This window comes from Advenella sp. RU8, from assembly GCF_048381675.1.
GTDB lineage: Bacteria > Pseudomonadota > Gammaproteobacteria > Burkholderiales > Burkholderiaceae_B > Advenella.
Genome location: NZ_JBLWIS010000008.1, coordinates 1 through 12,371, shown reverse-complemented (window position 1 = coordinate 12,371; position 12,371 = coordinate 1). Strand labels below are relative to the sequence as shown.

Genomic DNA, 12,371 nt, shown 5'->3' with positions numbered 1-12,371 from the left:
GTATAAAGGCGTATAATAGGTGGTCTTCCGGCATTATTGCCACCTGTTATCTGTTGCAGCCTTTCTGCCCCACATACCTGCCCGGGCCAGCCCAAACTGCAAACAATAACAACCTTTCCCAAAAAGCCATCATGCAAGAAAAAAAATTATGGACTCGAGACTTTCTGATCGTCACGGGCGTTAATCTGCTTATTACCACTGTTTTTTATTTTCTGATTGTTACCCTTGGCGACTATGCCATACAACGCTATGGGGTTTCTATTAGCATGGCGGGGCTGGCGGTAGGCATTTTCATTATTGGCGCCCTTACCAGCCGCCTGGTCATTGGCCAGATGGTGGATGCGATTGGCCAGAAAAAAACCCTGCTCATTGGCCTGCTGGCCTTTGCCATTACCAACACCCTTTATTTTTTCAGTGACTCTATTTACAGCCTGCTGGCCGCCCGTTTCATGCACGGCCTGGCCATTGGTGTCGCCAGTACCGCTTGCGGCACCATTGTGGCTCATATTATTCCTTCCTACCGCAAAGCCGAAGGCATTGGCTACTACAGCCTTAGCACTACACTGGCTTCGGCGATTGGTCCTTTCATGGGCTTATGGATGAGCCAGCAATTTGACTTCCAATGGGCTTTCGCCTTCTGCCTGGCCATTACCCTGCTGGCCCTGCTCGCCTCTACCTTTTTACGGCCCGACTCTGGCAAACAGGCCGATGACAAACCCTTCCGGTTTTCCATCATCAATCTGGTCGAACTTAAAGCATTGCCGGTGGCATCCGTCATGTTTCTGCTGGGACTGTGCTTTGCCAGCGTCCTGACCTTCCTTAACAGCTATTCAATTGAACTGGACCTGGTATCTGTTGCGGGTTTTTATTTTATTGTGTACTCGGTCGTTATCCTTTTCTCACGCCCCATTGCCGGAAAAATCCTGGACAAAAAAGGCTCAAACGTCATTGTGTACCCCTGCTGCATTTTATTTGCCCTTGGCATGATTGCGATGGCCACCACCCACTCGGGCCTGACGCTGCTGTTAGCCGCTGCCTTAATTGGTCTGGGTTATGGTAGCCTGCAATCGGCCCTGCAAGCCGTTGCCATCAAGGTCGTTAAACCTCACCGGATGGGCCTAGCTACCGCCACCTTTTATATTTGTCTGGATGCCGGCCTGGGCTTTGGCCCCTACATACTGGGCGCCCTGCTTAGTGAAACCGGCTACCGCAACCTGTACTGGATCATGGCCGGCATTGCGCTGCTATGCATGGTACTGTTCTATTTTGTGCATGGCCGCCATGTATCTTATTATCGTGAGCGGGACAGGCTTGAAAGCATGCAAAACAAGTCCTAAGGTAGCCCCAAACACTAGCGCAGCTGGTTAATATTGCGGTCGGTAAGCTGGGTAGCCCCACTGCGCGCTACCGGATCAAACACAAACGCCTTGCCAAAGCCCTGCACCAACGTGCCTTTTAAGGGTAACAGGCGATACATTACAAAATCGGGTAAAGAGGCAACCAGCTCTGCCGTTTTACCTGCGCGCGCAGCAAGGGCGGCAAGGGCATACGCGTATTCCTCGCTATTTTTGTCAACGGTTTGCGCCGTGACCTGATAAGTTAAACGCACCCGCGCGTAAATATTTTTGGTTTTGCTTTCATCATCAATCAACAACACGGCCAGATTGGGGTTTTGCTGCAAATTCAGCGTATGCGTTGCCAGACCGGAAACCAGAATATAAAAATGGTTGTTTAGCCATGCAAAAGGCGTGTAGCTGGCATTAGGCTCTGCGTTCTGATTAAGCGTTGCCATCATCAAGGAAAGGCATTCCGCATGCAGGCGGTCTATTTCAGGCTGCAGGTGCTGTAAATCGGTATCCATAGTTATCTTGCTTGTGAAATTGAACAAAATTGATGTTAAACCAAATTCAAGCCAAAACCCAAATGCGTTTTCTTGACCTAAAAGAATTGCCTTGCTGGATTTTTGTATTAAAGATACGACAGATTTTTAAATAAAACTGTTTTTTCTACAAAACAAGCAATTAAACCTATGAAAAAATAAAAAAACAGTTATAATTTCCTCTTTCCTACCTATCGTTACAGCTTTATTGCCTGTAATGCATAAATTGCCCGGGTGGTGAAATTGGTAGACGCAGGGGACTCAAAATCCCCCGCCGCAAGGCGTGCCGGTTCGATTCCGGCCCCGGGCACCACAAGATAATCAATGGACGTCAACAGACGTCTATTTTTTTGCCTAAAACCCTGTATTTATGCGGCTCTCAGGGCATTTTCAGTCTACAGAAGTCAATTGAAGTCTACCGGCATCAAGCATTTGCTGTTGGTATAAATGTTGGTATACACTGGTTCGATATCATTTATACCAACAATTGGACCACAATATGGCTTTAAACGACGTTCAGATCAGAGCAGCGAAACCCACCGACAAACAATACAAATTAACGGATGGCGAAGGAATGTATTTGTTGGTCCATTCCAACGGATCCAAATATTGGCGGCTGAATTATCGTTTTGGCGGCAAACAAAAAACACTAGCGCTTGGCGTATACCCCGCCACCCCCCTGGCAGCTGCTCGCGAAAAACGAGCACAAGCCAAACAAATGTTAGCTTCCAACATAGACCCGGGTGAACAAAAAAAGCAAGAACAATTTGAACAAAACAACGGCGACTCATTTGAGGAAGTTGCTCGTGCCTGGCATGCCAATAATAAAAAATGGTCCGAAGCACATAGCGCCCGGATTTTACAAAGCCTGGTCATGGACGTATTTCCTACAATAGGCAAAACCAGCATCAAAGACCTGAAAACACTCGATCTCCTTGTACCCATCCGAAAGGTCACAAGCTCCGGTCGCCTTGAGGTCGCCTCACGCCTACAGCAACGTATTACATCCATCATGCGCTATGCCGTTCAAAGCGGCCTAATCGACTACAACCCGGCCCAGGACATCGCCGGCACCATTCCTGCCAGCAAAGTAAAGCATCGCCCTGCCCTGGATTTTGAACGCATTCCAGAGCTCTTGGAACGAATATCCAACTACAAAGGCCGTCCATTAACACAGATGGCCGTAGAACTCTCATTACTGGTGTTTATACGCTCCAGTGAACTACGTTTTGGTCGCTGGAGTGAGGTTGATTTTGAGCGTGCAATATGGACCATCCCTGCCGAACGAGAAGCCATAGAAGGCGCCAAGTTTTCTCATCGAGGCGCAAAAATGCGTACCCCTCATCTGGTCCCTTTAAGTAAACAGGCAATAAACGTATTGAGACGCATTTATCAATGGACAGGTAACCATGAACTCATTTTTACGGGTGATCACAATCCTAAACATGCCATGAGCGAGAACACGGTTAACAAAGCACTACGCACCATGGGTTACGATACCAAAACGGAAGTGTGCGGACACGGCTTCAGGACAATGGCCTGCAGCGCGTTGATTGAATCGGGCTTGTGGTCGAAAGATGCGGTGGAACGGCAAATGAGCCACCAGGAACGAAACTCGGTCCGGGCGGCATATATTTATAAGGCGGAGCACTTGGATGAACGACGACTGATGATGCAATGGTGGGCTGACTTTCTGGATGCGAATAAAGTCAAGGCGGTGAGTCCGTTTGAGTTTACAAATACATAATGGATACTTATAAACGATGTGATGCTATTTGGCACACCGATGGATTATGGTAGTTAAGATTTATTCAAGGAGAGAAAAACAATCCAAATGCAGTCACTTGTCACTTAAACAATCACATTCACTTCCGCCTCCAACGGGTAATTAAATGCCCCTCAAAGTGAATTCAGAAATATATTTAATTGTCAGCTAATTTGAATTGTAAGCGTTCGGCCATCTCATCTTGACAGCGGTTTTCTTTAACCTGTTTTTTTACATCGCTGTCTGTGGTTGCCAATTATGCGGCAACAGTTCAGCAATACGGCTGGCGGGCTGAGTGGGCAAGCGTGTGAGTACATCCTTCAAATAGGCATACGGATCATGCCCATTGAGCTTGGCGGATTGAATCAGCGACATGATGACTGCGGCCCTCTTGCCCGCTCGCAAAGAACCTGCAAACAGCCAGTTCGAGCGGCCAATGGCCACCGGCCGGATCTGCTGTTCGATATGATTGTTATCCACTGGCAATTGCCCATCATCCAGATAGCGCGTCAATGCCACCCAGCGTTTCAGGCTGTAGTCCAGTGCTTTGGCAGTGCCTGATCCATCTGGCACCCGCTGTCTGTGGATTTGCATCCAGTCATGTAGCGCATCGGCCAGCGGCCTGGCCCGTTCCTGCCGGATACGCAACCGGTCTGCCGGGGCCAGGTCCTTGACCTGTTCTTCTATCCGGTAGAGTTGTGCAATATGATGCAGTGCCTGCTCGGCTAGCTGGCTGCCGCCATTGGCATGAAGTTCAAAGAATTTACGACGGGCATGCGCCATGCAGCCAATCTCGGTCATGCCCTGGGTAAAGCAGGCCTTGTAACTCGAATAATCATCGCAGACCAAGCTGCCTTGCCAGTCCCCTAAGAACTCACGGGCATATTGTCCGGCACGGCCTTCGTTGAAGTCATACACGACGACACGTAAATTCTCGAAGGCGCCCGGCGCATAAGCCCACAGATAGGCACGGTGCGTTTTTTTGCTGCCCGGCTTGAGCATCTGCACCGGTGTTTCATCGGCATGAATGACCCGATGCCCAAGCATCACCTGGCGCAAGGCATCAACCAGTGGTTGCAAATGAACCCCGCAGGCGCCCACCCAGTCAGCCAGGGTGGAACGGGACAGTTTCAGGCCCGCCCGCTCAAAGATTTTTTCCTGCCGGTACAGGGGCAAGTGATCGGCATACTTGGCGACCAGCACCTGGGCCAACAGGCCGGGCGTCGCCAGCCCCTTGTCGATCACGTGAGCTGGCACCGTGGCCTGCGTCAGGGTGACGCACTTATGACAGACCCATTTGCCACGGACATGCTGTTCCACGCTGAAGACACCCGGTACATAGTCCAGTTTCTCGGCCACGTCTTCGCCAATGCGCTGTAACTGGCAGCCACACTGGCAGACCGTGCTATCCGGTTCATGGATAATGGTGACTCTTGGAAGGTGTTCCGGCAAACGGGTCCGTACCGGTTTGTTAGCAGACTTGGGCTCATGCAAGGGAACACCATGCAACAGTTCCAGCTCTGCCTCTATGGCCGACAGATCGGTCTGAACGGTTTCTTCCAATAAACTGCCTTGCACGCCAGAGAGCTGTTCTCCGCTTTTGCCGAAGCGAACCCGTCGCAGCATGGCAATCTCATGGCTTAGCTTGGTTATCTTGGCATCTTTGTAAAGGTTGTCTTGACGATAGTCTGCCAGCAGTTGTTCCTGGCGCAGCTTGATCGTCTGCATCTGGGCCAGGATTTGGTCTCTTGCGCTGAGCTCCTGCAACAGGTCTGCCACCATCGCGTGTAGCGCTGGTGCATCCATGTTCGGGTCAGGTAGGCAAACGGGTGAAGCAGACATGGGGCGTATTATCCCATGATCCTTGAGGGACGGCTATGGGAAGATACGCCAATTGTGCCTTACAGAATATCGATGATGCCGTTGGCAAACAGGTAGGTATGATGGGGATGGGCGGCACCAAAGACCTGAACGACACGGGCCAGGGCTTTATCGGGGCCGGCACGCATGTCCAGGGGTTGTACCGCCAGCCAGATTTGGTCAATGCGGATCATTTCAACAAATCACGGATAAACGTGGCGCACCCCATGGCATCATGCGCTGGCCACTGCAGATTCAGGTTGAACTGTTTACCCTGGAATTCCAGATGAATGCTGGATGCCGTCTGGGCGCTACGGGCAGGAGGTGACGGCATAGGGACAGCAATGAAAGACGATTCTGGAACTGCTACCGGATTGGGGCTGGCCGAGTTGACATTGGCTTCTTTGATCCAGCGATGAAGCATGTTGTCGTTAATGTTGTGGGCGCGGGCAATGGCCGCTACCGATACGGCGGAGTTTTTGCACAAGGCAACCAGATGGGCTTTAAAGGCCGGGCTGTGCGTCCGCCGACGGGGTAACGGGGTTGGTTCCGGGCTGATTTCTTCTAGATAGTCCATACGTGTCCATTTGCGATAGTGGACAAGTATGTTCATATTTTATTAGCGACTTGAAAAGATGACTTTACCGGACAGTTACACACCTTTTGCTATTTTATATTTTTGAGGGATAACCTCTTTGATTATCGAGGAGAGCTCGATTTCATTTAGTCCGCCTTTAACCCCGTTGTGTACAATATCTCTATTGACTTCAAAATCATTTCTTAGGGAGCTAATTTTTGCATTAAATTTTTCTGAAATGATGCTCATGCTTAAGAACCCTATTGGCGCTTTAGTGGTCAATTAATGAGGCTAACGCCTTTGTCACAGGCTTGATTGTAGTGAAGCATTTTGCCATATAATTGCGAAGCAATGGCAAAAGGTGTAGCGGAAATTAAGTCCTGTGCACAAACTTGTTATATGATTTTTCAGAACTCAATTGAAGCATCACCTGAGATAGTTTTTGCAACAAGTACTACTTCATCTTTGCCTAGTTCTTTAAGAATTTTTCCAGCTCTTTTCGTTTCCTGATTGATCTGGGCAGAGCCTTTTTCTGAAATAGCGACAACTTTACCTGTTGAACCATCTCTTAGCATTACATCTATATCACCACTCATGGAGCTAAGCAGATGCATTCCACTTTTGAGAGATGAATTAACTTTGATGTCGCCACTCATTGACTCAAATTGAGTTTCTGAAACAGCAAGACAATTTGATCTGATATCTCCACTCATGCTTCTAATTTTTATCTTTGTTCCGCAGCTCGAAGTGACTCTAAAATTTGAACTCATGCCTTTAGCATTTATCTTGTAACCTTCTGGAATTTGAATGATAAGTTGACCTGCATTAGAGACTGAATTTGATAATCCTTTGCTAGTAATATAAAAATTACCATCCGATTTTTCGATAGTGACCTTAACTTGTGACTTGTTCGTGTTATCAGTAATTGATGGTTCTTTACCTTTTCCACTTTCCAGAATCACGTCAGCGGCCGTTACATTTATTTCAAGTATGTTAGAGGCATAAGAGTTTGCAGCAAATAAAATACTGAAAGTTAAAGATGCTAGAAATTTTATTTTCATAATTTACCTTATCAGGTTAGCTTGGTTCATATAACGATAAGCTTTGGGGCGGCTGGAGCGAAGCGTAAGCCGTCCCAGCCGCGATAGCGGCGACAACAGCGCCTGGTTATGCATTTTCGACCTCGATGAACCACTTGGGCTGCATGGCGTCGAAATCCTGACGGATATTGGATGGCAGGTAACTAGCCGAATCCAGCACAAATGGTTGACCTCCCACGCGCTTGAATACAACCCAGTGCCAGAAGTCCTTGCCTTCTTCCTGATGGTGCTTGATAGACAACAACGCCAGATTGGGCAATGCCTCCCAAGATTCAAATGGGGTTTCATCAGCGGAAGTTTTGACACCTGCGCTCGACAACATACGCCGGACATACTGTGTATCTGACCACAGCGATTTGTCCGAAGCATGGATGCCCATAGCATTGGCTACGGCCTTCATCTCTGAGTACGTCTTGCCCAGAATGTTGGCAACCGACGCGATTCCGCATCCCGTGGCTTCCTCCTGAACTACTGGTTCGAGCACTGACTCCCCCTTAATGCATAACGCCTGCAGCATGCGCGCCTACGAAATGAAGCCAAAGGCGCAATGTAGTAGGCGTCGCCGTGCCTGCACTTGTTATGTATAAATGACTCTAGCGCCGGAGATGGTTAAGACCCCATCTTTCTCAAGCCTTCTAATAATCGTATCGATTTTACTTTCCTCTATGCCGCCTTGAAACTGGAACATCGCGGCAATGAAGTTTATTAATGATTGCTTCTTTGAGGGCTTTGACTTGACTAGCCTCTCCTTAACGTACGAAATAACATCCAAATCGTTAGGCGTTTCAGTCTTACTTCTCGGTTCCGATTTCTCAATCTTCGGCGCTGATATATTTCTCGCGGTAGGATTCAGGTCTTCCTCTTCCTTTATTGCCGCTTGAATCAAATATTGGGAAAGCTTCAGTTTTTCCCGGTAGGTGAGCTTGTCAGCTGCAAGCCTTATAACGTCATAACTCATCTAGAATTCCCTCATAAGAAATTACCGTTCGATTTTATACATAACGCCCGCAGCACGGGCAAAGTTGAAGCGCAGCGGAAACTTTGTCCCTGTGCCTGCGATTGTTATGCCCACACAGGGGCTGATTCAGCTTGGTAGAACTCCACCGACCTATTAAATCTTTGAAGAAACGCTATAGCATTAGCTTTCGTTCTCGCATTTGCGTCTGTATTCTCGTTGCCATAGATGCTTACAAAGACTTTCGAAACCCCGCTGGATTTTATTTGGTCAAATATATGCTTATCGTTGTCATCGATGGAGTGCCCATGGATAAATAGGACACCATTCAAGTTTCCCAATGCTTGATAGCAGTAGTTGAGATATGGGTTATGGTCGATTCTCTGCTTCTTTTTTTCATGTGTAGGCTCAGAGACAAATAGCGGGAAGTTTCCGCGACCCAAGTTGTCCCTAACTTGCTCAATGATCGTGACACCGTCATCAGTACATACGTGTTTCTTTATATGTTTTCCAGAATCATAAATATGCAAGCCGCCATGCAGAAAATGTACTTCCTGATCAGTACCATGACCCTCCCATCGTTGCTGAGCCCGAAACCCGTCATCTGTCCTATAGTTTTCTGGTGCCAAGCCATACTTATTTCTAGCCCAATAGAACAGGAGGTCGTAATTGATTGAGAATATCTCGTTGAACTGAGATAAAAATGTTCTGACAGCGACGTACTGATCGTCTGTGATTTCACTAGGTAAATCAGGGTGAGTATTTGATATTGCGTTAATTAAGGAATTTTTAAGAATTTCTCTATCCGAAACGATGGTTTGGATTATCTCGTTATCTGGTTGATATGCTCTTAGTACCGTTTCAGCAGCGGTTAGCTGCTTCGATACTGCCTCAAAATCATACGTTCCTAAGCTTTGAAATAGTGGACGAATCACTGCGTCCCGATCACCGAATTCCGCTGCTTCCAGCAAATTTTCATAATTAAAAATTTGGGCATCCCAAGCCTGTGAAAAGCCATTGGCTAACACAATTGACGGTTTAGAATCTTCATCGACCGAATCCATAGCTTCTTGAAAAGTTAGCAAGACTAATCTCCCCTAGGCATAACATTTTATTAGTAAGCATGCTCGTTTTGTCACCCGCTGATGCTTACCGTTAATTAATATAATCACTTGTATTAAATAGACTTTCTTTAAAAATATAAGACACTCTGTTATTACAAATCGTGCATGCCGTCTATCCTGCTTGCACGATGCACATTATCTAACCCAAAGAACTCATAACACTTTAATTTATTTAGCATTAAATTACAACTCTACCGGTAAACAAGCATCTCTAGGCGTAAAAAACAGGCACTTTTTTAAATCCCAGCTAGAATAGGCTGTATAGGCAGACAGTTGCAAGACAAGGAGCGTTTTATGTCTAACAGTCCATTTTTAAATTCTATACGCACGGATATGCGGCAAAAAGGTTATGCGCTGAAAACTGAAAAAACTTACCTGCACTGGATTAAGCGTTTTATTCTGTTTCACAAAAAACGTCATCCTCAGACCATGGGCAGTGAAGAGGTCAGGCTGTTTTTATCCAGCTTAGCAAACAGCAGACATGTAGCCATAAACACGCAGAAAATCGCTTTAAATGCCCTAGCTTTTTTGTACAACAGGTTTTTACAACAGCCGTTGGGCGATATTGATTATATCCCTGCAAGCAAGCCTAGACGGCTACCCTCTGTTATCTCTGCAAATGAAGTGCAACGCATTTTGCAGGTTATGGATACTCGCAACCAAGTTATTTTTGCGCTGCTGTATGGTGCAGGTTTGCGCATTAATGAATGCTTGCGTTTGCGGGTTAAAGATTTTGATTTTGATAATGGCTGCATCACTGTGCATGACGGTAAGGGTGGGAAAAGCAGAAACAGCCTACTGCCCACGCGCCTAATCCCAGCAATAAAACAACTCATTGAGCAAGCGCGGCTTATTCAGCAAGACGACAACTTACAAGGCGTAGGGCCATCGCTGCCTTTTGCTTTAGATCGCAAATACCCTTCTGCTTATCGACAAGCGGCGTGGATGTTTGTCTTTCCCTCCAGCACGCTCTGCAACCACCCGTATAACGGCAAATTATGCCGCCATCATCTGCATGACTCCGTTGCGCGAAAGGCATTGAAGGCAGCCGTACAAAAAGCAGGCATCGTTAGCAAGCGTGTCACTTGTCATACATTTCGTCACTCGTTTGCTACGCATCTATTACAAGCGGGGCGTGATATTCGCACTGTGCAAGAACTCTTAGGGCATACCGATGTTAAGACCACGCAAATCTATACGCATGTGTTGGGTCAGCATTTTGCCGGCACCACCAGTCCTGCGGATGGACTGATGCTACTTATCAATCAGTAAAAGTAGATAAATATCTTTATGTAGCCCTGAGTAGCCCTGAGTAGCCCCTGATACTTTTTATGGTGAAAAAGATAAACAATCATAGAGGGGATAAATATGAGCCAGTTCTACCATTGTTCGTAAGCATTCGCCCAATACCGTCTTGACAGGTGCTGGATTAAGTAGCGGTTTTTACAGCTGTACTCGCCATGGCAATAATTCGTCCATCCGGTTAACCGGATAGTCGGCAATCACCGACAGCACATGGCGCAGGTAGGCTTCTGGATTGATACCGTTGAGTTTGGCGGTTTCCAGTAAACTGTAGAGCGTGGCCGCCCGTTCTCCGCCCGCATCCGAACCCAGGAATAAATAATTTTTGCGACCAATTGCCACACCACGTAATGCCCGTTCTGCTGCATTATTGTCGATCTCTATTTCCCCATCATCCAGATAGCGTGTCAAGGCCTGCCACTGGTTAAGGGCATACTGGATGGCATCGGTCGTTACGGATTTGCGTGACAGGGTCGGTAACTGCTGCATGAACCACTCATGCAAGGCAAGCACAATTGGCAATGACTTGTCCTGGCGCTCGGCCTGACGAGTTTGTGGTGGACTGCCCCGGATGCCGGCCTCAATCTCATATAAACGGCCAATTTGAGTGAGCACATGATGGGTAATATCAGAGGGCCGATGGACATGAATATCATGGAACTTGCGTCGGGCATGGGCCCAACAACCCGCTTGAATAACCTTGCCGGTTCGGTATACCTCGTTGTAACCAGCATAGGCATCGGCCTGTAAAATACCTTCGAAGTTTTTAAGGTGGGTTTGCGGATGGATGCCCTTGCGATCGGGTGAGTAGCGGAACCAGACCGCCGGTGGCTGGGTGCCGCCACTGGGACGATCATCGCGGGCATACACCCATAAGCGGGCTTGCCGGGTTTTACCGCTCCCCGGTGCCAGCACCGCAATCGGGGTGTCACGCTCCAGCCGAACCGCTTCCATGTCGGCTTGCATGGCAAGCACCAAATGCTGTAAATCTTCAATGGAATCGGGAAGCGGTGGCGGTGTAGGCATAGCCGTTATTTTACCAAACAACCACCCTGACAGCATTAAATAAAAAGCCGGAACGCCAGTCAATACGCCATTCTGTCGTTTTTTAGGGCATCTATACGCGACTCGGTTTATGTGTTCTGGCGGGCCGTCGCCAATCAATCCCTTCCAGCAACATCGACAGTTGTGCGGGCGTTAAATGCACCGATCCGGACTCGGCCTGGGGCCAGACAAAATGGCCTTGTTCCAGGCGTTTGGCCAACAGGCACATGCCGTCACCACTCCACCACAGCACCTTGATGCGGTCGCCTTTGCGTCCACGAAATACAAACACATGACCACTGAAGGGATCCTGTTGCAAGACGTCCTGGGCAATGGCGGCCAAACCATCAAAGCCCCGGCGCATATCGGTCACACCTGCCGCCAGCCAGACGCGGGTTCCTGCAGGTAAGCCAATCATTTAAGCGCCTCAATGACCATAGATAATAACTGTGTCGGACACTGGTGATGGACCTGTAAGTTCCCCTTGGGTAGCGTGATGGTTAAAACCACCTGTGTTTGATCGTGCCGGTGCGGATCCTGTTCGTCAATCGTCATCTTGTGATTGGCAAGAGACGGCTCCGTCACGGTAACGGGCAAAAAGGAAGTGTCTTGATATTTGGCGGGGGTTGTTTCCAGCTGCTGGTTATGGTATTCATTACGCCAACGGCATAATTGATTGGGATGCAAATCGTGTTCACGGGCGACCTCAGCGACCGTTAATTCATTGCTGAGCAAATGCTCAACCACGCTGCGTTTAAAATCTTT

General features: G+C 48.0%; 14 protein-coding genes, 1 tRNA gene and 1 pseudogene. 4 read left to right on the top strand and 12 right to left on the bottom strand.

Annotated elements, in window-relative coordinates; translation table 11 throughout:
• Window positions 1-131: 131 nt before the first annotated feature.
• Window positions 132-1,337: an MFS transporter gene (locus tag ACM5Q9_RS10485; RefSeq protein WP_418144685.1), complete on the top strand. Its 1,206-nt coding sequence runs from the start codon at window positions 132-134 to the stop codon at window positions 1,335-1,337.
• Window positions 1,338-1,351: 14 nt separating this feature from the next.
• Here the strand turns inward: ACM5Q9_RS10485 and ACM5Q9_RS10480 are convergent, their stop codons facing one another.
• Window positions 1,352-1,861, bottom strand: coding sequence for a HugZ family protein (locus ACM5Q9_RS10480; RefSeq protein ID WP_418144684.1), 510 nt, complete (start codon window positions 1,859-1,861; stop codon window positions 1,352-1,354).
• Between the two features lie 246 nt (window positions 1,862-2,107).
• On the opposite strand from ACM5Q9_RS10480, the gene ACM5Q9_RS10475 reads away from it, so the two are divergent.
• Window positions 2,108-2,192, top strand: a tRNA-Leu gene (locus ACM5Q9_RS10475).
• Window positions 2,193-2,378: 186 nt separating this feature from the next.
• Window positions 2,379-3,626, top strand: coding sequence for a tyrosine-type recombinase/integrase (locus tag ACM5Q9_RS10470; RefSeq protein WP_418144683.1), 1,248 nt, complete (start codon window positions 2,379-2,381; stop codon window positions 3,624-3,626).
• Window positions 3,627-3,875: 249 nt separating this feature from the next.
• Here ACM5Q9_RS10470 and tnpC (ACM5Q9_RS10465) read toward each other — a convergent pair whose 3' ends face one another.
• The 8 genes from tnpC (ACM5Q9_RS10465) to ACM5Q9_RS10430 all read right to left on the bottom strand — a co-directional run bounded on the left by tnpC (ACM5Q9_RS10465) (window position 3,876) and on the right by ACM5Q9_RS10430 (window position 9,221).
• Entirely contained in the window at window positions 3,876-5,450 is a 1,575-nt protein-coding gene (gene tnpC, locus ACM5Q9_RS10465; protein ID WP_418144801.1) for an IS66 family transposase, read from the bottom strand.
• 95 nt (window positions 5,451-5,545) lie between these two features.
• A complete protein-coding gene (locus tag ACM5Q9_RS10460; protein ID WP_418144682.1) occupies window positions 5,546-5,698 on the bottom strand; it encodes a hypothetical protein in 153 nt (50 codons plus the stop codon).
• Window positions 5,695-6,117 (bottom strand): transposase, encoded by a 423-nt coding sequence (locus ACM5Q9_RS10455; protein ID WP_418144681.1) that lies wholly within the window; start codon window positions 6,115-6,117, stop codon window positions 5,695-5,697. Before ACM5Q9_RS10455 ends, ACM5Q9_RS10460 begins: the two co-directional genes overlap by 4 nt.
• A 39-nt stretch (window positions 6,118-6,156) precedes the next feature.
• Window positions 6,157-6,330, bottom strand: a complete 174-nt coding sequence (locus ACM5Q9_RS10450; RefSeq protein WP_418144680.1) for a hypothetical protein — start codon at window positions 6,328-6,330, stop codon at window positions 6,157-6,159.
• A gap of 158 nt (window positions 6,331-6,488) precedes the next feature.
• Window positions 6,489-7,142, bottom strand: coding sequence for a DUF4097 family beta strand repeat-containing protein (locus ACM5Q9_RS10445; protein ID WP_418144679.1), 654 nt, complete (start codon window positions 7,140-7,142; stop codon window positions 6,489-6,491).
• A gap of 106 nt (window positions 7,143-7,248) precedes the next feature.
• Window positions 7,249-7,503 carry a hypothetical protein gene (locus tag ACM5Q9_RS10440; RefSeq protein WP_418144678.1) on the bottom strand — a complete coding sequence of 85 codons (255 nt, stop codon included), beginning with the start codon at window positions 7,501-7,503 and terminating at the stop codon, window positions 7,249-7,251.
• Between the two features lie 255 nt (window positions 7,504-7,758).
• Window positions 7,759-8,139 carry a hypothetical protein gene (locus ACM5Q9_RS10435; protein ID WP_200205345.1) on the bottom strand — a complete coding sequence of 127 codons (381 nt, stop codon included), beginning with the start codon at window positions 8,137-8,139 and terminating at the stop codon, window positions 7,759-7,761.
• Window positions 8,140-8,243: 104 nt separating this feature from the next.
• Entirely contained in the window at window positions 8,244-9,221 is a 978-nt protein-coding gene (locus ACM5Q9_RS10430; protein ID WP_418144677.1) for a DUF4917 family protein, read from the bottom strand.
• A gap of 333 nt (window positions 9,222-9,554) precedes the next feature.
• Between ACM5Q9_RS10430 and intI2 the strand changes: the two genes are divergently transcribed.
• Window positions 9,555-10,532 carry a class 2 integron integrase IntI2 gene (gene intI2, locus ACM5Q9_RS10425; RefSeq protein WP_063962748.1) on the top strand — a complete coding sequence of 326 codons (978 nt, stop codon included), beginning with the start codon at window positions 9,555-9,557 and terminating at the stop codon, window positions 10,530-10,532.
• A gap of 171 nt (window positions 10,533-10,703) precedes the next feature.
• Here the strand turns inward: intI2 and tnpC (ACM5Q9_RS10420) are convergent.
• The 3 genes and pseudogenes from tnpC (ACM5Q9_RS10420) to ACM5Q9_RS10410 form a co-directional block, all read right to left on the bottom strand.
• A pseudogene (gene tnpC / locus ACM5Q9_RS10420) lies at window positions 10,704-11,492 on the bottom strand (IS66 family transposase); the annotation flags it as partial.
• A 187-nt stretch (window positions 11,493-11,679) separates the two neighbouring features.
• Complete coding sequence (gene tnpB / locus ACM5Q9_RS10415) at window positions 11,680-12,024, bottom strand: IS66 family insertion sequence element accessory protein TnpB (RefSeq protein WP_169295558.1); 345 nt, start codon at window positions 12,022-12,024, stop codon at window positions 11,680-11,682.
• A partial coding sequence (locus ACM5Q9_RS10410; protein ID WP_418144676.1) for a transposase occupies window positions 12,021-12,371 on the bottom strand: 351 nt, incomplete at its 5' end. The genes tnpB and ACM5Q9_RS10410, both read right to left, overlap by 4 nt.